The following is a 19,239-nucleotide window of genomic DNA, read 5'->3' as shown; positions in this document are numbered from 1 at the left end:
TCGAGGGTGACGCCGCGCATCACTGGGGGTCCCGTGAGACGTCTCGGTCACGCCTTGTCCTCGTTCCTGCTCCTGTCCGTCGGCCTGGTCGCGGTGGCGAGCCCGGCGGCCCAGGCGCTGCCGGCCTCGTTCCAGAAGCAGACCGTGTTCAGCGGGCTCAACCATCCCTCGAACATCGAGTTCTCCCCTGACGGGCGTGTGTTCGTGGCGGAGAAGAACGGCCTGATCAAGGTCTTCGACTCGCTCGCCGACACGACGCCGGCGACGTACGCGGACTTACGCACTCGGGTGCACAACTTCTGGGACCGCGGCCTGCTCGGCCTGGCCCTGCATCCGAACTTCCCCGCCGACCCGCGCGTCTACGTCATGTACGCGTACGACGCCCTGCCCGGCGGCACGGCCCCGCGCTGGGGCACGCCGGGCGGCACCGACGATCCCTGTCCCACCCCGCCCGGCGCGACCGGCGACGGCTGCGTGGTCACCGGGCGCCTGTCCGTCATCTCCCCCTCCGGCGCCGAGACCCCGCTGATCACCGACTGGTGCCAGCAGCATCCCAGCCACTCCACCGGCGACCTCGAGTTCGGCCCGGACGGGATGCTGTACGCCACCGCCGGCGACGGCGCCAGCTTCAACTTCGCCGACTACGGCCAGGACAACCTGCCGGGCTCGGACCTCACCCCGGACAACCCGTGCGGCGACCCGCCCTCGCCGGTGGGCACCGCGCTTACGCCGCCCACCGCGGAGGGCGGCGCGCTGCGCTCGCAGGACGTACGGACCACCGGCGACCCCGCCGGCCTCGACGGCACCCTGATCCGGATAAATCCGGACACGGGGGCGGCTGCCGCGGGCAACCCGAACGCCGCCAGTCCCGACCCCAACCTCGCCAGGGTCGTCGCCCACGGCCTGCGCAACCCGTTCCGCCTCACCAACCGGCCGGGCACGCCGGAGATGTGGCTGGCCGAGGTCGGCTGGAACACGTTCGAGGAGATCAACCGGGTGCCCAACCCCACCGCGGGCGTCGCGAACTTCGGCTGGCCCTGCTACGAGGGCGCCGCCAGGCAGGGCGGCTACGACAACCTCAACCTGACCCTGTGCGAGACCCTCTACGCGGCGGGCGCGCCGGCGCACGCGCAGCCGTACTTCGCCTGGAACCACAATGCCCGCGTGGCCCCGAACGACCCCTGCCCGTCGGGCGGCTCGTCGGCCGGCGGCGTGGCCTTCTACGAGGGCGGCCGGTATCCGGACGCGTACGACGGCGCGCTGTTCCTGTCCGACTACAGCCGCCAGTGCGTCTGGGTGATGACCAGGGGCGCGAACGGCCTGCCCGACCCGGCGACCATCGCGAACTTCGACTCCGGCATGCCCACGGTCGAGCTGGAGATCGGCCCCGGCGGCGACCTGTTCGCGGTGGACTACGATCACGGCACGATCGTCCGCTACGTCTACGACAACACCCCGCCCACAGCGGTGATCAACGCGAGCGCGACGTCGGGCGACGCCCCGCTGGCGGTGAGCTTCTCGGGCACGGGTTCGACGGACGGCGACGGCGACCCCCTCACGTACGCGTGGGACCTCGACGGCGACGGCGAACTGGACGACTCCACCTCGGCCACCCCGTCGTTCACCTACACCCAGCCCGGCTCGTACGTGGTCCGGCTGCGCGTCGGCGACGGCCGGGGCGGCCAGGGCGACGCCACGGTCACGGTCAACGTGGGCAACACCCCGCCCACGGCCGCGATCATCGCCCCCACCGCCGCGACGACGTGGGCGGTCGGCCAGACGATCGCCTTCTCGGGCACGGGCACCGACGCCCAGGACGGCACGATCCCCGGCTCGCGGATGAGGTGGACGCTCGTCCTGCACCACTGCCCGGGGACCTGCCACGAGCACGAGATCACCACGGTCACCGGGGCGAGCGGCTCCTTCCAGGCGCCCGACCACGACCATCCCTCGCACCTGGAGCTGCGCCTGACGGCGACGGACGCCCAGGGCCTGACGGACACCAGGAGCGTGCTGCTACAGCCGCGCACGGTGAACCTGACCTTCCAGTCCACGCCGGCGGGCCTGCAGCTCGGCTTCAACAGCGAGCAGGTGACCACGCCGTTCACGCGTACGGTGATCGTGGGCTCGGGCAACTCCGTGTCGGCGCCCTCGCCGCAGTCCGCGGGCGGAGGAAGCCTCTCCTTCGCGTCCTGGTCGGACGGCGGCGCCGCCACCCACCAGATCGTGGCCCCGGCCACCGCGACGACCTACACCGCCGCCTACACCCCGACGCCCGCCGTGCCCGGCCTGGTCGCCGCCTATCCCATGAACGAGGGGGCGGGCACCGCTGTCGGCGACACGTCCGGCCTGGGCAACACGGGCACGGTCACCTCCACCGCGTGGACCACAGGCGGCCGCTTCGGCAACGCCCTGTCCTTCAACGGCAGCTCCAGCTGGGTCACCGTCCCCGACTCCCCCAGCCTGCGCCTGACCAACGGCATGACCCTGCAGGCCTGGGTCCGCCCGGCCGGCGTCACGAGCTGGCGCACCGTCATCATGAAACAACACGCGGGCGGCCTGGCCTACGTCCTGGCCGCCGGCAGCGACACCAACCGCCCCCACGTCACCATCCAGACCACCACCACCCTCGGCGACCTCGGCGCGCCCGCCCAGCTCCCCCTCAACACCTGGAGCCACCTGGCCGCCACTTACGACGGCAGCGCCCTCCGCCTGTACGTCAACGGCATCCAAGTCGCCCAGACCGCCAGGACCGGCAACATCCGCGCCGACAACGCCCCCCTCCGCATCGGCGGCAACAGCGTCTGGGGCGAATACTTCAGCGGCCTGATCGACGAGGTCCGCGTCTACAACCGCGCCCTCACCCCCGCCCAGATCCAGACCGACATGAACACGCCTGTCAGCTGAGCCATCCCCCTCGCGGACCCCCGGCGCGCACCCACCGCGCCGGGGGTCCGCCCTGCGGAACCACCTCCGGCACGCCACCGTTGGGCCCGATGTGTACGGTTTCTTGGGAATGCATCCCCGCTCATGAGGGTTGAGTCGAGTAGGCTCAAGTCGTTTGACAAGAACGACACCCAATCATTAGCTTGAGTCCAACAGACTCAACTTTGACTACAAGGACGTACTCATGGCACGTGCGGTAGGTATCGACCTTGGGACGACCAACTCCGTCGTCTCGATCCTCGAGGGCGGTGAGCCCACCGTCATCGCCAACGCGCAGGGCTCGCGGACCACGCCGTCCGTGGTCGCCTTCGCGAAGAACGGCGAGGTCCTGGTCGGCGAGGTCGCCAAGCGGCAGGCCGTCACCAATGTGGACCGGACGATCCGCTCGGTCAAGCGGGAGATGGGCACCAACTGGTCCCAGGAGATCGACGGCAAGAAGTTCTCGCCGCAGCAGATCAGCGCGTTCGTGCTGCAGAAGCTGAAGCAGGACGCGGAGGCCTACCTCGGCGAGAAGATCACCGACGCGGTGGTCACCGTCCCGGCCTACTTCAACGACGCCCAGCGCCAGGCCACCAAGGAGGCCGGCACGGTGGCGGGCCTCAACGTGCTCCGCATCATCAACGAGCCCACCGCGGCGGCCCTCGCCTACGGGCTCGACAAGGAGCAGGACCAGACCATCCTGGTCTTCGACCTCGGCGGCGGCACCTTCGACGTGTCCCTGCTCGACGTCGGCCAGGAGGACGGCCACGGCTTCGTCGAGGTCAAGGCCACCTCCGGTGACAACCACCTGGGCGGCGACGACTGGGACCAGCGCGTCGTGGACGAGCTGGTCAAGCGCTTCCAGAACGCGCACGGCGTCGACCTGGCCAAGGACAAGATGGCGCTCCAGCGCCTGCGCGAGGCGGCCGAGAAGGCCAAGATCGAGCTGTCCAGCCAGTCCGAGACCAACATCAACCTGCCCTACATCACGGCGTCGTCCGAGGGGCCGCTGCACCTGGACGAGAAGCTCACCCGCAGCGAGTTCCAGCGGATGACGGCCGACCTGCTCGAGCGGACCAAGGGCCCGTTCCACCAGGTCATCAAGGACGCCGGCATCAAGGTCTCCGACATCGCGCACGTGGTGCTCGTCGGCGGCTCGACCCGCATGCCCGCCGTCTCCGACCTGGTCAAGGAGCTGACCGGCGGCAAGGAGCCCAACAAGGGCGTCAACCCCGACGAGGTCGTGGCCATCGGCGCCGCGCTGCAGGCGGGCGTGCTCAAGGGTGAGGTCAAGGACGTCCTGCTGCTCGACGTGACCCCGCTGTCGCTGGGCATCGAGACCAAGGGCGGCATCTTCACCAAGATCATCGAGCGCAACACGACGATCCCGACCAAGCGCTCCGAGGTCTTCACCACGGCCGAGGACAACCAGCCGTCCGTGCAGATCCAGGTCTACCAGGGCGAGCGCGAGATCGCCTCGTACAACAAGAAGCTGGCCACGTTCGAGCTGACCGGCATCGCGCCGGCGCCGCGGGGCATCCCGCAGATCGAGGTCACCTTCGACATCGACGCCAACGGCATCGTCAACGTCTCCGCCAAGGACCTGGGCACGGGCAAGGAGCAGACGATGACGATCACCGGCGGCTCTGCGCTGCCGAAGGACGACATCGAGCGGATGATGCGTGAGGCCGAGTCGTACGCCGAGGAGGACAAGAAGCGCCGCGAGGAGGCCGAGGTCCGCAACAACGCGGACGGGCTGGCCTACCAGACGGAGAAGTTCCTCCGGGAAAACGATGACAAGGTCCCCGGCGACATCAAGACCGAGGTCAACGACGCCCTGACCGAGCTGAAGAAGGCTCTGGACGGCACCGACACCGACGTCATCCGCACCTCCGCGGAGAAGCTCGCCACCGTCAGCCAGAAGATGGGCTCGGCGATCTACGCTCAGAGCCAGGCCCAGCAGGGCGGCGAGGGCGCTCCGCAGGACGCCGCCGCCGGCCAGGGCCAGCAGCAGAAGGCCGATGACGACGTGGTCGAGGCCGAGATCGTGGACGACGACCAGCCGAAGAAGGACCAGTGATGCCGCCGCGTGACAACGGGCACGACGAACCGGTGATCCGCGACAACCGCAAGATCGACCCCGAGACGGGCCAGGTGCGTGAGGCCGCTGCCACCACGCAGCAGGAGGACGTGCCGCCCGCGGAGCAGGTGGAGGCGCAGGACGGCGAGCTGGCGGCCCAGCTCGCCGAGCGCACCTCGGACCTGCAGCGCCTGCAGGCGGAATACACCAACTACCGCAGGCGGGTCGAGCGCGACCGGGTCGCGGTTCGCGAGCAGGCCGTCGCCGGAGCCCTGACGGAGTTGCTGCCCGTACTCGACGACATCGGCCGGGCCCGCGACCACGGCGAGCTGACCGGCGGGTTCGCGAAGGTGGCGGAGTCGCTGGAGGCGGCGGTCACCAAGCTGGGCCTCAGCGCCTTCGGCCAGAAGGGCGACCCGTTCGACCCGATGGTCCACGAGGCGCTGATGCACAGCTACTCGCCCGAGGTGACCGAGCCGACCGCGGTGGAGGTCCTGCAGCCTGGATACCGCATGGGAGACAGGGTGCTGCGCCCGGCGCGGGTGGCCGTCGCCGAGCCCGGGGAAGAGGCCCCTTCCGCGTCAGATGACGACGACAACTAACACGAAGGGCTGGAGATGAGCACCAAGGACTACCTGGAGAAGGATTACTACGCCGTCCTTGGTGTGCCCAAGACCGCCACCGCCGACGAGATCAAGAAGGCCTACCGGAAGCTGGCCAGGCAATACCACCCCGACACCAACCAGGGCGACCCGTCCAAGGAGACCAAGTTCAAGGAGGTCTCCGAGGCTTACGACGTCCTGTCCGACATCAAGCGCCGCAAGGAATACGACGAGGCGCGCACGCTGTTCGGGTCCGGGGTGGGCGGCCAGCGACCGGGCGGTGGCGGTTTCCCGTTCGACTTCGGTGACCTGTTCGGCGGGACCGCCCAGGGCGGCTCCGGCGGTGGTGCGACTGGAGGGCTCGGCGATCTGTTCGGCGGGCTGTTCAACCGGGGCACCACCCGGACGACCACGACCACCAGGCCGCGTCGCGGCCAGGACATCGAGTCCGAGGTCACGCTGACGTTCACCGAGGCAGTCGAGGGCACCACCGTGTCGCTCCGGCTGACCAGCTCCGCCGCCTGCACCGGGTGCAGCGGCACCGGCGCCAAGGCGGGCACGACCCCGAGGGTCTGCCCGACCTGCGAGGGCACCGGCGCGGCCAGCCGCAACCTCGGCAACTTCGCCTTCTCCGAGCCCTGCCGCGACTGCAAGGGCCGCGGGCTCATCGTGGACGAGCCCTGCCCCGTGTGCGAGGGCAGCGGCCGGGCCAAGAGCACCCGCACCATCCAGGCCCGCATCCCCGCCGGCGTGGCCGACGGCCAGCGGGTCAGGCTCAAGGGCAAGGGCGCGCCGGGCGAGAACGGCGGGCCCGCGGGCGACCTCTACATCCTGACGCACGTCAAGCCGCACGCGGTGTTCGGCCGGTCGGGTGACAACCTGACGGTCACCGTGCCGGTGACGTTCACGGAGGCGGCGCTGGGCGCCGAGATCAAGGTGCCGATCCTCAAGGGTCTGCCGGTCACGCTGCGCATCCCCACGGGCACGCCCAACGGGCGGACGTTCCGCGTGCGCGGCCGGGGCGTCACCCGCAAGGACGGCACCAAGGGTGACCTGCTCGCCAGCGTCGAGGTGGTGGTCCCCAAGACGCTCGACGACAAGTCACGCGAGCTCCTCACGGAGTTCAACACCGCCACCGCGGGTGACGACCCACGCGCGGAGCTGATTCAGCGAGCCAGAAGCGAGTAGCCGATGGACGCCAACTATTTCGACCTGTCAGACGACACGCCCGTCTATGTGATCTCGGTGGCGGCGCAGCTCTCCGGCCTGCACCCGCAGACGCTGCGCCAGTATGACCGGCTGGGCCTGGTCAGCCCTGGTCGCACGGCCGGGCGTGGCCGCCTCTACTCGACACGCGACATCATCCAGCTCCGCGAGGTGCAGCGGCTCTCCCAGGAGGAGGGCATCAACCTCGCGGGCATCAAGCGGATTCTCGAGCTCGAGAACGAAGCTCTGCGGCTGCGTGAGGAGGTTCACCGCCTGCGCGCCGAGATGCGCATGGTCAGAGCGCTGATCCGCTACGAGCTGCCACCGGGGGCCTGAGAACAAGATGGACTACAAGCTCACCCAGAAGAGCCAGGAGGCGCTCTCGGGGGCCATGCGGCGCGCCGCCGCGGAGGGCAACCCCGAGATCGCCCCGGCTCACCTGCTGACCACGCTGCTCTCCCAGACCGGCGGCACCGCCGTGCCGCTGCTGGAGGCCGTCGGCGCCGACTGGCGCACACTGCGTGCCCGTACGGAGGAGCAGCTCGCGGCGCTGCCCAAGGCGCAGGGCGCGACGGTGGGGGCGCCGTCGAGCTCCCGCCAGCTCCTCACCGTGATGAACACCGCCGCCCAGCACGCCAACCGCCTCGAAGACCTCTACGTCTCCACCGAGCACCTGCTCGTCGGCCTGGCCGCCGACGGCGGCCCGATGGCCGAGCTGCTCAGGTCCCAGGGCGCCACGCCGCAGGCCCTGCTCGACGCGTTCGAGAAAGTACGCGGCCACGCCCGCGTCACCAGCGAGACCCCCGAGGACACCTACCAGGCGCTGCAGAAATACGGCGTCGACCTGACCGAGCGGGCCCGTAGCGGCAAGCTCGACCCGGTCATCGGCCGCGACACCGAGATCCGCCGGGTCATCCAGGTCCTGAGCCGCCGCACCAAGAACAACCCGGTCCTGATCGGCGAGCCCGGCGTCGGCAAGACCGCCGTCGTGGAGGGCCTGGCCCAGCGCATCGTGGCCGGCGACGTGCCCGAGTCGCTGCGCAACAAGCGGCTGATCTCGCTCGACCTGGGCGCGATGGTGGCCGGCGCGAAATACCGCGGCGAGTTCGAGGAGCGGCTCAAGGCCGTGCTCTCCGAAATCAAGGAGAGCGACGGGCAGATCGTGACCTTCATCGACGAGCTGCACACCGTCGTCGGCGCGGGGGCCGCCGAGGGCGCCATGGACGCCGGCAACATGCTCAAGCCGATGCTGGCCCGCGGCGAGCTGCGCATGATCGGCGCGACCACGCTCGACGAATACCGCGAGCGCATCGAGAAGGACCCGGCGCTGGAGCGCCGCTTCCAGCAGGTCTACGTGGGCGAGCCCACGGTCGAGGACACCATCGCGATCCTGCGCGGGCTGAAGGGGCGCTACGAGGGCCACCACCAGGTGCAGATCGCCGACGCCGCGCTGGTGGCCGCCGCGGCGCTGTCCGACCGCTACATCACCAGCCGCTTCCTCCCCGACAAGGCCATCGACCTGGTCGACGAGGCCGCCTCGCGGCTGCGCATGGAGATCGACTCCCGTCCGGTGGAGATCGACCAGCTCCAGCGCAACGTCGACCGGATGAAGATGGAGGAGCTGGCCCTGTCCAAGGAGACCGACGAGGCCTCCGTCCAGCGGCTCGACCGCCTCCGCCAGGAGCTGGCCGACCGCCAGGAGGAGCTCAACGCCCTCGTCGGCCGCTGGGAGCAGGAGAAGGCCGGGCTCAACAAGGTCGGCGAGCTGAAGAAGCAGCTCGACGAGGCGCGTGGCGCCGCCGAGCGGGCCCAGCGCGACGGCGACTTCGAGACCGCCTCCCGGGTGATGTACGCCGAGGTGCCCCGCCTGGAGCAGGCGCTGCGGGCCGCCTCCGAGGCCGCGCCGCCGGACAACAGCATGGTCAAGGAGGAGGTCGGCGCCGACGACATCGCCGAGGTGATCTCGTCGTGGACCGGCATCCCCGCCGGGCGGCTCCTGGAGGCGGAGACGGCCAAACTGCTGCGCATGGAGGAAGAGCTGGGCAAGCGGCTCATCGGGCAGCAGCAGGCCGTACAGGCCGTTTCCGACGCCGTACGGCGGAGCCGGGCCGGCATCGCCGACCCCGACCGGCCCACGGGCTCGTTCCTCTTCCTCGGCCCCACGGGCGTGGGCAAGACGGAGCTGGCCAAGGCGCTGGCGGAGTTCCTGTTCGACGACGAGCGGGCGATGACCCGTATCGACATGAGCGAATACTCCGAGAAGCACAGCGTGGCCAGGCTCGTCGGCGCGCCTCCCGGCTACGTCGGCTACGAGGAGGGCGGCCAGCTCACCGAGGCCGTACGGCGGCGCCCGTACACCGTGGTGCTGCTCGACGAGGTCGAGAAGGCCCATCCCGAGGTGTTCGACATCCTGCTGCAGGTGCTCGACGACGGGCGGCTGACCGACGGCCAGGGGCGCACGGTCGACTTCCGCAACACGATCCTGATCCTCACCTCCAACATCGGCTCGCAGTTCCTCGTCGATCCCAAGCTGGAGAACGGGGCCAAGCGCGAGGCCGTGATGGGGGCGGTGCGCAACTCGTTCAAGCCGGAGTTCCTCAACCGGCTCGACGACGTGATCGTCTTCGACGCGCTCGGCACCGAGGAGCTCGCCCGCATCGTCGACCTCCAGGTCGAGCGGCTGGCCCAACGGCTGGCCGACCGCAGGCTGACCCTGGAGGTCACTCCCGCGGCCCGCGAGTGGCTGGCGCTGACGGGCTACGACCCGATGTACGGCGCCCGCCCGCTGCGCCGCCTGGTCCAGTCGGCCATCGGCGACAAGCTGGCCAGATCGGTGCTGGCCGGCGAGGTCGTGGACGGCGACAAGGTCCGGGTGGAGCTGGGCGACGACGAGCTCGTCATCCAGCGCGGCTGACCCCTTCCTGAGCCCGGGGATCCATGGTCGGATCTCCGGGCTCCGGCGTGTCATGACACGGTCATCTCGCCCCTTGTTCGGTAAGGTTCGGCCCACTCTTCGGACAAGCCGCGCCCGCGCCGCCGACCGGGTGACTACGTTCAGCGTTCTGTCAGATCACCGAATCGATCAGGGGGACGTGACGTGTCATCTCGGAAGGTCCGCAGCGTCTTGGCGGCGGCCGCTCTGGCCGCGGGTGTCTCCTGGCTGACCGCGGGCCCCGCGACGGCGCGCACCTGCGCGCAGGCCGAACCCGCTCTGCTGGCGATGAGCTCCATCGCGTCCCTCTGCGACGAGCACGCCAGGCTGCGGTTGAACGACGGCACCCCGGGGGGCGGCCGGATGGTCACCGCGGAGAGCAACAAGATGGCCATGGCCGCCGGACAGCTCGCCAGGCAGCTCGGTCTGACCGGCCTGGCGACCGGCAAGACCGTGCTGGGCTCGGCCGACCTCGGCGGGATGGCGGCGACCTGGGGCATGCCGTCGCTGACCTCGGCCTCGCCCGCGCTGTTCCCCGCGGTGCCCGGGCCGGCCGACATGCGGGACGTGTCGACGATGGTCGGCATCCCGGCACTGCCCGCCCTGCCCCAACTGCCTCAGGCGCCGCTGCAGGCCAAGGTGCCGGCCGAGACGTCGTTCGGCCACGGCCCCCGTCACGACCGCGTCACGGGCAACGGCGTGAAGTCGGCGCTGGACCTCGAACGCCCGGTGAACGAGGTCGGCTCCGACGTCATCGGCACGCTGCTGCCGAAGGCGGTGGAGAGCGTGGAGGGCACCTCGATGCTGCCCGGCGGCCAGCTTCTCGTTGACGGCTTCAGCGGCATGACCCAGGGCCTCGGGCTGCCCCGGGACCTCGGGCTGCGGTGAGCCCGCGGCGTATCAGCCATCCCGTCCGGGTGCGGACCGTGCCTGCCGCGCCCGGCTTCCCAAGACCGAAGGGGCCGCGGACCACGCCAACCGCGGCCCCTTCGGCCCTTTCACCGGCACTCCAGGCGTCCACCGGAACTCCAGGGCCCGTCCGTCGGCACTTCAGGCTCGTCCGCCGGCACACCAGGCTCGTGCACTGGCGATCCGGGCCGCTTCCGGCACTTCGGGCACTTCGGGCACTTCGGGCACTTCGGGCAGGCGAGGCCCCGCGGCGGGCCATCGGCTCGCCGCGGGGGCGCCGGGCCGCTCAGGAGACGAGCTCGTCCAGCTCGTCCTCAGGCAGGCCGAGATCGACCCTGATGCGGTAGCGGGTGCGTAGCAGCGCCACCTGCTCGGGATCGTTCTCCTCACACCTCAGGGCGGCCTGGGTGGCCCATTCGAGGCCACCTTGCAGGTCTCCGTAGGCGACCAGCGTCTCGGCGATCGTATGAGCGGTCGCCGTGGAGACGCCGCCCTCCGCGCGTATCGTCTCGATGACCTCCCTAGCCTCATCGGGCCTGTCGAGCTCGAAGAGCGTGTCGGCGATGCCGGCACGCGGGTCGAAACCCGCCTCGCCACCGTCCTCGACCGCGCGCTGGAAGCACTCCAACGCGCGCGCGGGCTGGCCCGCCGCGCGCCACTCCTCGGCAGCGAGAACCAGGATGGATGCCCTGGAGACGTCGCCCGTCGAGTAGTCGAGCGCGACGTCGTAGAGCCGACCGGCCAGGGAACTGTGGTCGTCGGCCAGTAGGGCCTGCTCAAGCAGATGATCAAGGTGCTCACGGGTCACATGCGCCACACCGCGAGACTACCGAGCCGCCCGGCGCTTTGCCCGGTCAATGCACATCGCCGACGACTCACATATTCGGCCACGCAGCGCCCAACAGCGGCTACACGGCGCGTTCATGCGCAGTTCAGAGGGCATATAGGAGGCACTTGCGGCTACGCGAGCGAAGGGAGTTCGGTGGGCATGTCCAAGCAGACGACCTTCGCGCTGGCCTGTGCCGCGGCGCTGTCGGCCCTCATCCCGGGAGTGGGCGGCTATCTCTCGGCCCGCATGGAGGCCATCGAGACCGCGGAGCGCAACCTGCGCGCGCGGGAGAGCAGGCTTGAACTCCGCGAGGCCCGGCCGGTGGCGTTCCTCGGGCCGTGCCTGCGCACGCCGCCGTCACCGCGGTCCCGTCATGTGCCCGCGACCGCGCTGGGCGATCGCGAGCACAGGCAGCGCCGGCCGCGCGGGCTCCAGAAGGAGCTTGAGCGGCAGTAGGCAGGGCTACGGGGACCAGGACTTGAGCTGGCGGGCCAGGAAGCCGCGGATCACGTGCCGGGCCGCCTCGACGATCTCGGGCGAGCCGTCGGGGTCGCGGCGGAAGGCCAGCTTGAGCACGGCGTCACCGGCCTCGACCGCCACCAGCACGGCCAGGTCCAGCTCCGGGCTGTCGGCCAGCCCGAACTCCTTGAGCAGTAAACCGCGCAGGCGCCCGGCGATCACCGTGTTGTTCTCGGAGTCGGAGTCGAGCAGGTTGAGGTCCACGGCGTCGCCGAAGTGGAGGCTCTTGAAGCCGGATACGGTCCGGTGCATGTCGACGTACACGTCGATGATCGCGTCGACCGCCTCCCACCACCCGCGGTATTCCTCCGTCAGGAACCTGCGATCCACCCGGCGGACGAACTCCTCGACGTTGCGCCTGGTGAGCTCCTGGGTGATGGCCCGCTTGTCGGGGAAGAACTGGTAGACCGACCCGATGGCCACACCCGCCCGCTCGGCTATGCGCGTGGTGGACAGGGCCTCGTATCCGGTCTCGTCTAGCAGCTCGGCACACGCGTCGAGCATCCGCTCGACGCGACGGGCGCTGCGGCGCTGTGCTGGCTGCCGCCTGAGGGCTTGGGGGTGGACGTAATCGTCCTGCAGTTGCGGCGAAGACACGGATTCATCTTCTCCCGTACGGGCGATCGTTACCGGAATTTTTGTTGATTTCTCGTGCCCCCGCTCCATCGCGCCAGCCTCCGCATCAACCCGGGAGAAATCCGCGACAGGGTATAGCCGATTTTGGCCTCAGCGTTAACTGGCACCACGGCTTGATTTCTGTGTACGGCCCGCAGGATGTGGGCGGCCACCCGCTCGGCCGGATATCCGCGCCGCGCCAGCCCCCGCACGGCTTCCTCCCGCAGGTCGGCCCCCACGTACGTGGCGTTGCCCGCGATGGGCGTGGACACGAACCCCGGGCAGACGGCGGTGACCCCGATCCCGTGCCCGGCCAGCTCGGCCCCGAGACAGTCGCTGAGCATCTTCACCGCCGCCTTCGAGGTGGAATAGGCGGGCAGCAGCCGTGTGGGCGCGAACGCGGCCAGGGACGCGATGTTGACGATGTGGCCGCCTTCGCCGCGTTCCACCATGGCGGCGCCGAACAGCCGGCAACCGTGGATGACACCCCAAAGATTGACATCGAGGACCCGGCGCCAGTCGTCAACAGAATGATCGAAAAACGACCCGGCGACGGCGATCCCCGCATTGTTCACCACAATGTGTGGCACCCCATATTGCACGATGATATTTCGAGCGAAATCCTCCATCTGATCTATATTCGCGACATCGACCTCTGCGGCGTGCGCCGTTCCCCCGAGCTCACCGGCGATGGCGCCGGCCACCCGCTCGGCCGCCGCGCCGTCGATGTCGGCGCAGACCACCTCGGCCCCGTGCGCCGCGAACGCCCGGGCCGTCGCCCGCCCGATCCCGGACCCCGCCCCCGTGACCACCACCAGCCGATCACCGAACACCTCGGACCCCTTCCCGGCACGCGCCCGCCACCGTCCCCGAACAGGCACACCCGCTTTGCCATGCCCGACGAACCGGCCGATCACTCCGGCGACCACCACGGGACGGCTCCGCCACACCCGGGCCGCGACGGTGCCGGCGCTCAAGCCCACCGGACCGACCGAGGTGCGCCCGTCCCCGGAGACCTCCTATTGGACCGCTTGTCCAGGAGGATAGATCGATCAGGGTCGCGCGGCCAGGCCCGTACAGGCCCGCAGGTCCTTCCAGTCCGCGATCGCCCGCGTCCGGGCTGCCCCCGTCATCGCCACCGGCACGCCCGCCTGGATGGTCGCCGGGGTCCAGCGGTCCTTGAGGACCTTCCTGCCCTTGATCGTCAAGGTCAGCACCCCGGTCCTGCCCGTGGTGGCGGGGTTGGAGTTGTAGAAGACGAAGTTCCCGAGGCCGTAGCTGACGTACGCGTCGTCGAGGTACCCGGCGCCGAGCAGGATGTGCGCGTGCCCGCCGACCACCACGTCGGCCCCCGCCTCGACCAGCTTGGGGGCGAGCGAGCGCTGCGCCTCGTTCGGGCACTTCTGCATCTCGGTGCCCCAGTGCAGGTGGACGATCACGGTGTCGGAGTTCTTACGCGCCTTCCGTACCGCCTTGAGCAGCGCGGCCTCCTCCTTGGCCGAGGCCAGCCCGCCCTTGTCCGCGGTGGCGGTCCACGACTGGATGAACTCCGCGTCCAGCACCTGCGTGGCCCCGATGATCGCCACCCGGTTGCCGTTCACGGTCCTGCGGAACGGCTTGTACGCCTGCGCCGCGTCCTTCCCGATCCCCACCACCGGGAACTTGCTGCGCCCGATCGCCGCCAACGAGTCCGCCAGCCCGCTCTCCATGTAGTCCATGCCGTGGTTGTTGGCCATGGAGGCCACGTCCACCCCGGCCTTCTTCAACGCGGTGAACGCGCTCGGCGGCGCCCTGAACGTGTACTGCTTCCCCGGTGCCGGCGTCCCCCCGGTGGTGATGGCCGTCTCCAGGTTGACCATGGCCAGGTCAGACTCGCGCAGGACGCCGGCGATCGGCCCGAGCGCCGTGCCCGGGTTCGACAGGCGCCCCCGTAACATCCCCTCGAAGTGCACGTCCCCGCCGAACGAGATCGTGTACGGCCGCTGCTCCGGGGTCGGCTCGGCACTGGGCGTCTCCGTCGGCTCGGCCTGCGGCGAGGCCAGCGCCTGCGGCTGCATCCGTTTGCTCTGTGGCACCCGTTCGGGCACCGCCGAACATGCGGCCAGCGAAGCGGCGACGACCAGCACCGGTAAGGCTCGGAGGAGTCTCATCTGCCGCTACTTCCGCTAGGTCCGGACAATCACGGACCGAGCATTCTAGATGCCGCGCATCACCTCGCGATACCACCTTTTCCCATCAAAACGGACACAGCCGTACGGGTCTGGTCGTCCAGCGGCGTGTAGACGACCATCCGTACCTCGGGAACCGCCGTGAAACTGGTGGTGCTGAAGCGCAGCTCCCCCAGCCGTACGTGCCGGTACGCCTTCACCCGCGGCCCCGGATCGGCCACGTCCTGCCTGGCCCACAGCCGGGCGAACGTCGGGCTCTCGGCGGCGAGCCGGCGGACGAAGTCCTGCCAGCACGGGTCGTCCGTGTGGCGGCCGTAGGCGGCCCTGAAGACGGCCACGGCCCTGGCGATCTCCTGCTCCCGGTTGAGCAGCACGGTGTCCGCGTCGGGATTGAGGCACGACTGCCACAGCGAGTTCCGCTCGCCCTCCGGGGCGGCGGCGATCTCGGGGAACAGCGCGGCGTAGGCGGCGTTCATGGCCAGGATGTCGTAGCGGCTGTTGATCAGACTCGCGGGCATGTCGCCGAGCCGGTCGAGAATCTGCTGCATCTCGGGCGTTACCTGGTTGGAGTCCGCGCTCAGCGGCACCTCGGCGTGCCCGGCCAGCCGGTAGAGGTGGTGGCGCTCGGCGCTGTCCAGGCGCAGGGTGCGAGCCACGGCGTCGAGCACCTGGGCGCTGGCGTTGATCGGCCGGCCCTGCTCCAGCCACGTGTACCAGGTGACGCCGACCCCCGCGAGCTGGGCCACCTCCTCGCGGCGCAGCCCGGGAGTGCGCCTGCGCGGCCCCGGCGCCAGGTCCACCATCTCGGGGGTGACCCGTTCGCGGCGGCTGCGGAGGAATGCGGCAAGATTTGAACGTCGCTCCTCGGTCACGCTCACATTCCCCACTATGGCGACATAGCCGACACTTATCCAGGTGGCGCTAATACCAGTATAAAGGGGCTCTCGTTACTGGTACCGAGATCCCGGCAGACTGCTCTGCATGACGCGAACTGCCGACTTGGTCCCTGCCGCGGGCACGAAACCGCAGCAGGCCAAGGCCAGCGGCCTGCTCCTGGCGATCATCCTCGTGGGGCAGTTCCTGGCCATCCTGAACGTCAACATCGTCAACGTGGCCACCCCGACCATCGAAGCCGACCTGCGCTCCTCCGGCGCCGGACTGCAGATGATCGTCGCGGGTTACACCGTCGTCTACGCCGTTCTGTTGATCACCGGAGCCCGGGTCGGTGATCTGCTCGGCCAACGCAAGGCTTTCCTGGGCGGCTTGGCGGTCTTCACCCTCACCACGCTCGGCGCGGGCCTGGCGCCCACGACGGGCTGGCTGATCGCCTTCCGCCTGCTCCAGGGCGCGGGGGCGGCGATGATGATGCCGCAGGTGCTCACCTTGATCCAGCGCAATTACCACGGTGCGGCCAGGGGCCGGGCGATCGGCCTGTGGTCGCTGGTGATCAGCGGCGGCATCGTGGTCGGCCAGGCGCTCGGCGGGATCCTGCTGGGGTTCGGCGCGGGCTGGCGGATCGTGTTCCTGGTGCTGGTGCCGATCGGCGCGCTGCTGCTGGCGGCCGGGCTCCGGGTGCTGCCCGCCGACCGGGGCGGAGGCGCCACCGGGCTCGACCCGTGGGGGCTGATCAGCCTGTCGGCGGCCGTACTGCTGTTCGTGGTGCCGCTGGTCCTCGGCCGTGACCTTGGCTGGCCGGTGTGGGGATGGATCTCGATGGCGTTGAGCGTGGTGACGTTCGTCGTGTTCGTCCGCATTGAGCGGTGGGTGACCGCGCGTGGCGGCCGTCCCCTGGTGGACTCGCGGGTGCTGCGGGCGCCCGGCATGCGGCCGGGGCTGGCGATCCTGCTGTTCGGCCCGGCCACCTGGGGCGCGTTCCTGTTCACCTCCTCGCTGCACCTGCAGAGCGACCTCCACCTGTCGCCGCTGGCAGCGGGCCTGATGCTGGTGCCGTGCGCGCTGGCCTTCGGCCTGGTCGGGCTCCTCTGGCCACGCCTGCCCATCCGCCTGCAGCGCCCGCTGGTGCCCGTCGGCTACGTGGTGGCCGCCCCCGCCTACCTCGGACTCGGGTTCGCCGCCGGCGGCGGTGTCCCGTACGCGCTCATGGGCGCGCTCATCGGCACCGGCCTCGGCGTGCAGGTCGCGGTCACCAACATGGCGACCGAGCAGGTGGACGGCGCCTACGCGGCGGACGCCAGCGGCGCCCTGCTCACGGTCATGCAACTGGGCCAGGTCATCGGGGTCTCCACGGTGGGCACCCTGTTCATCTCACTCAGCCAGAACACACCCACCGCGCCCCCGGCCTCCCTGGCGGCCGCCATCGCCATGGCAGCCCTGGCGGTCCTGGCCGGACTGAGCTCCCTTTTCCTCGTACGACGCCGCGTCCCGGCCCGAATCTGAAAAGGCCACGGCCTGGCATGAAACCCAGGGAAGCCGGGGCCCGGGACATTTCCCGGCCACAACACGAAAGACCCGCGTCCACCGGTGGGCGCGACCTTTCTTGCTCAAGAAAAGTTTCGTGAAAAGCGGCGGCCGGACGCGTTATTTACTGTTGCCGGCGGCCGCTGCGGAGAAAACCGACGGTGTAGGACCCGACCATCCGTGACGGCGGGGCGAGGGCTCCGCGGAAACGGCGAAACATGACCGGTGCGGTTGATCAGCTTGGGTGTTCCTGTGCCATGATGTTCATGTTGTCCGAGCTCAAGTCAGCCAACGAGCCGGATCGGGGTGTGCCATGCCCCGGCTCCAACGGCCCTGCGAGTTGTGCCAGCAACTTGCCAGGGCCGTTCTCATCTAAACGCCGACCGTCGGCGCCAAATCAAACTCGCCTTCCCGGACACCCGCGGTGAAAGCCTCCCACTCGGATGACGTGAAGACCAGCACCGGACCGCTCTGGTCCTTGCTGTCACGCAGCGCGATATTCCCATCGGCCAAGGGGGCGATTTCGACACAGGCGTCTGCGCCGTTGCAGAAGGAGCTCTTCCGCCAAGCCGCCGCCGTAGGGTGGTTGTGCATTTTCTCCCCAAATAGACAAAGGGGCTCCATTGCCCCTTGTTGAGGTTGGATGGCCTAACGCCGCCACAGCATAGCTTTACGCTGTATCAGCACGCGCGACTCATCCTCGTCCAGCGCCTCCGACCTTATGTGGCCGAAGGCGGTTTCGTATCCGGCCACCCGTTCGAGGTCCTCGACGAAGTGGGCAGTGTACAACTGTTCGAGGTAGACCACATCGTCGAAGTCCCTGAACTTCAAGTGGATGAACGCACTGGTGTTCACCGGATGAAGCGAGTCCAGCGTTAGGATGTGAAGACTGACCTGTGGCAGCAGTGAGATCTCCAGGAGATGCTCCATCTGCTCGCGCATCACCGAGGGTTCACCGAAACGACGGGTCAAGGCCGACTCGTCCAGCACGACCGTCAGCGCGCATGGATTGGCCCGGCGTAAAACCCGCCGCTGCCGATCGAGGCGGGCCTCGACCCGGCTCCGGACACCGCTGTGCGTGATGCGCGCGATGCCGCTGGAGGCCAGGATGACTTCCCGCGCATAGTCCTCGGTTTGCAGCAGACCAGGCACGATCTGGGGTTCCCAGGATCGCTGATAGGTCGCCTCCGCCTCCAGCCCGAGAAATCTTGTGTACTCCCCGGGCAGAGTGTCCTCGTAATCTTCCCACCACCCGCGCTGCTCCGCGTCCCGCAACAAGCCGAAGAGTTCCTCAAGTTTTTCCGGGTCGGTGCGGTAGAGCTCCGCCATGGCCTTGATGTCGTCGGCGCTGGGCATGGTCTTGGCCGCTTCGATGCGGCTGACCTTGCTCGCGGACCAGCCGAGCACCCCGGCCGCCTTGGCTCCCGTGAGCTTTCTTTTCTCCCGGAGGAGGCGCAGCTCCTGGCCGAGCCGGAGTCTGCGTACTGTAGGACTGCCCTGCTGCGATGGCACCGTCCACTCTCCTTGTCGGGAATGAAGGTGTAGCCGGTAGGGGTCGTTTGCGGTCCGGCTTCCTGGGCCGTTCGCTCAATCTTACACTGCAAGTTGCATGTGTAGTGCCACTTGGCCTTGCCAGCAGGCTTTCATGCAGGAAGCGTAGGAGCAAGACGAGATCCGCGAATGTGCCAGGTCCAGGGCGGGTTTTCCAGGCTGCTCCCCCTGCCCTGCCCGCTCCGATAGTTCTCGTGCAAGTTGCACGGCAAGCTCATCAGCAAGCTGCGAAGAAAGTTAAATCTTCCCTTGCTCAAAGTATTGCAGCATCGCGGACGCCGGAGGACGATCGGGATCAGGAGGGATCTCGACAGACGAGGAGGCCGGACATGACGACACGGCCGTACGCTTCGAGCCTTCCCGCTGTGACAGCGCGCCCGCACCATGGGCGCCTCGCCGGCAACGTCGCCGTCCCGGAAAAGAAACTTCACCCCAGGGAGGCCGCTTGCCGGAAGGATTTCGTAACCGCCTGAAGAGTCCAGCGC

At 69.3% G+C, this 19,239-nt stretch carries 15 protein-coding genes and 1 pseudogene; 9 read left to right on the top strand and 7 right to left on the bottom strand.

Annotated elements, in window-relative coordinates; translation table 11 throughout:
- Window positions 1–33: 33 nt before the first annotated feature.
- The 7 genes and pseudogenes from BLS95_RS42140 (at window position 34) to BLS95_RS42110 (ending at window position 10,633) form a co-directional block, all read left to right on the top strand.
- A complete protein-coding gene (locus BLS95_RS42140) occupies window positions 34–2,907 on the top strand; it encodes a LamG-like jellyroll fold domain-containing protein (RefSeq protein WP_218136248.1) in 2,874 nt (957 codons plus the stop codon).
- 223 nt (window positions 2,908–3,130) lie between these two features.
- Window positions 3,131–5,005: a molecular chaperone DnaK gene (dnaK, locus tag BLS95_RS42135; RefSeq protein WP_090945204.1), complete on the top strand. Its 1,875-nt coding sequence runs from the start codon at window positions 3,131–3,133 to the stop codon at window positions 5,003–5,005.
- Window positions 5,005–5,607, top strand: coding sequence for a nucleotide exchange factor GrpE (grpE, locus tag BLS95_RS42130; RefSeq protein ID WP_090945203.1), 603 nt, complete (start codon window positions 5,005–5,007; stop codon window positions 5,605–5,607). The genes dnaK and grpE overlap by 1 nt, the downstream gene beginning before the upstream one ends.
- Window positions 5,608–5,622: 15 nt before the next feature.
- On the top strand, window positions 5,623–6,795 hold the full coding sequence (dnaJ, locus tag BLS95_RS42125) for a molecular chaperone DnaJ (RefSeq protein ID WP_090945202.1): 1,173 nt from the start codon (window positions 5,623–5,625) through the stop codon (window positions 6,793–6,795).
- Window positions 6,796–6,798: 3 nt separating this feature from the next.
- Window positions 6,799–7,122, top strand: a pseudogene (locus BLS95_RS42120) (heat shock protein transcriptional repressor HspR); the annotation flags it as partial.
- Window positions 7,123–7,156: 34 nt separating this feature from the next.
- Entirely contained in the window at window positions 7,157–9,727 is a 2,571-nt protein-coding gene (gene clpB, locus BLS95_RS42115; protein ID WP_090945201.1) for an ATP-dependent chaperone ClpB, read from the top strand.
- A gap of 183 nt (window positions 9,728–9,910) precedes the next feature.
- The gene (locus tag BLS95_RS42110; RefSeq protein WP_143044097.1) at window positions 9,911–10,633 is read left to right on the top strand and encodes a hypothetical protein; all 723 of its coding nucleotides are present in this window, start codon (window positions 9,911–9,913) and stop codon (window positions 10,631–10,633) included.
- A 307-nt stretch (window positions 10,634–10,940) separates the two neighbouring features.
- On the opposite strand, the gene BLS95_RS42105 is transcribed toward BLS95_RS42110, so the two are convergent.
- Window positions 10,941–11,471 (bottom strand): tetratricopeptide repeat protein, encoded by a 531-nt coding sequence (locus tag BLS95_RS42105; protein ID WP_245765627.1) that lies wholly within the window; start codon window positions 11,469–11,471, stop codon window positions 10,941–10,943.
- Between the two features lie 171 nt (window positions 11,472–11,642).
- Here BLS95_RS42105 and BLS95_RS42100 point away from each other — a divergent pair, with 171 nt between their 5' ends.
- Entirely contained in the window at window positions 11,643–11,939 is a 297-nt protein-coding gene (locus BLS95_RS42100) for a hypothetical protein (protein ID WP_143044096.1), read from the top strand.
- A gap of 6 nt (window positions 11,940–11,945) precedes the next feature.
- Here the strand turns inward: BLS95_RS42100 and BLS95_RS42095 are convergent, their stop codons facing one another.
- The 4 genes from BLS95_RS42095 to BLS95_RS42080 all read right to left on the bottom strand — a co-directional run bounded on the left by BLS95_RS42095 (window position 11,946) and on the right by BLS95_RS42080 (window position 15,663).
- On the bottom strand, window positions 11,946–12,506 hold the full coding sequence (locus BLS95_RS42095; protein ID WP_090945198.1) for a TetR/AcrR family transcriptional regulator: 561 nt from the start codon (window positions 12,504–12,506) through the stop codon (window positions 11,946–11,948).
- Window positions 12,507–12,628: 122 nt separating this feature from the next.
- Window positions 12,629–13,549: an SDR family NAD(P)-dependent oxidoreductase gene (locus tag BLS95_RS42090; RefSeq protein ID WP_245765626.1), complete on the bottom strand. Its 921-nt coding sequence runs from the start codon at window positions 13,547–13,549 to the stop codon at window positions 12,629–12,631.
- Between the two features lie 120 nt (window positions 13,550–13,669).
- Window positions 13,670–14,767, bottom strand: coding sequence for a CapA family protein (locus tag BLS95_RS42085; protein ID WP_090945196.1), 1,098 nt, complete (start codon window positions 14,765–14,767; stop codon window positions 13,670–13,672).
- A gap of 59 nt (window positions 14,768–14,826) precedes the next feature.
- Window positions 14,827–15,663, bottom strand: a complete 837-nt coding sequence (locus tag BLS95_RS42080; protein WP_090945195.1) for a helix-turn-helix transcriptional regulator — start codon at window positions 15,661–15,663, stop codon at window positions 14,827–14,829.
- Between the two features lie 103 nt (window positions 15,664–15,766).
- On the opposite strand from BLS95_RS42080, the gene BLS95_RS42075 reads away from it, so the two are divergent.
- Complete coding sequence (locus BLS95_RS42075) at window positions 15,767–17,182, top strand: MFS transporter (protein WP_090945194.1); 1,416 nt, start codon at window positions 15,767–15,769, stop codon at window positions 17,180–17,182.
- A gap of 393 nt (window positions 17,183–17,575) precedes the next feature.
- Here BLS95_RS42075 and BLS95_RS42070 read toward each other — a convergent pair whose 3' ends face one another.
- Both BLS95_RS42070 and BLS95_RS42065 read right to left on the bottom strand, forming a co-directional pair.
- A complete protein-coding gene (locus BLS95_RS42070; protein WP_090945193.1) occupies window positions 17,576–17,797 on the bottom strand; it encodes a DUF397 domain-containing protein in 222 nt (73 codons plus the stop codon).
- Window positions 17,798–17,851: 54 nt separating this feature from the next.
- A complete protein-coding gene (locus tag BLS95_RS42065) occupies window positions 17,852–18,715 on the bottom strand; it encodes a helix-turn-helix domain-containing protein (RefSeq protein WP_090945192.1) in 864 nt (287 codons plus the stop codon).
- Window positions 18,716–19,239 lie beyond the last annotated feature (524 nt).

It is taken from the genome of Nonomuraea jiangxiensis (assembly GCF_900099965.1).
In the GTDB taxonomy this organism is placed as follows: Bacteria; Actinomycetota; Actinomycetes; order Streptosporangiales; family Streptosporangiaceae; genus Nonomuraea; species Nonomuraea jiangxiensis.
Note: the sequence above shows the minus strand (reverse complement) of the source record. Positions and strands in the feature narration are given on the sequence as shown.

Bases quoted from the DNA above. Each gene is read 5' to 3' on its own strand.
- dnaK (WP_090945204.1), top strand. From the start codon at position 3,131: ATGGCACGTGCGGTAGGTATCGACCTTGGGACGACCAACTCCGTCGTC.
- grpE (WP_090945203.1), top strand. From the start codon at position 5,005: ATGCCGCCGCGTGACAACGGGCACGACGAACCGGTGATCCGCGACAAC.
- dnaJ (WP_090945202.1), top strand. From the start codon at position 5,623: ATGAGCACCAAGGACTACCTGGAGAAGGATTACTACGCCGTCCTTGGT.
- clpB (WP_090945201.1), top strand. From the start codon at position 7,157: ATGGACTACAAGCTCACCCAGAAGAGCCAGGAGGCGCTCTCGGGGGCC.
- BLS95_RS42100 (WP_143044096.1), top strand. From the start codon at position 11,643: ATGTCCAAGCAGACGACCTTCGCGCTGGCCTGTGCCGCGGCGCTGTCG.
- BLS95_RS42095 (WP_090945198.1), bottom strand. From the start codon at position 12,506: ATGCTCGACGCGTGTGCCGAGCTGCTAGACGAGACCGGATACGAGGCC.
- BLS95_RS42085 (WP_090945196.1), bottom strand. From the start codon at position 14,767: ATGAGACTCCTCCGAGCCTTACCGGTGCTGGTCGTCGCCGCTTCGCTG.
- BLS95_RS42075 (WP_090945194.1), top strand. From the start codon at position 15,767: ATGACGCGAACTGCCGACTTGGTCCCTGCCGCGGGCACGAAACCGCAG.
- BLS95_RS42070 (WP_090945193.1), bottom strand. From the start codon at position 17,797: ATGCACAACCACCCTACGGCGGCGGCTTGGCGGAAGAGCTCCTTCTGC.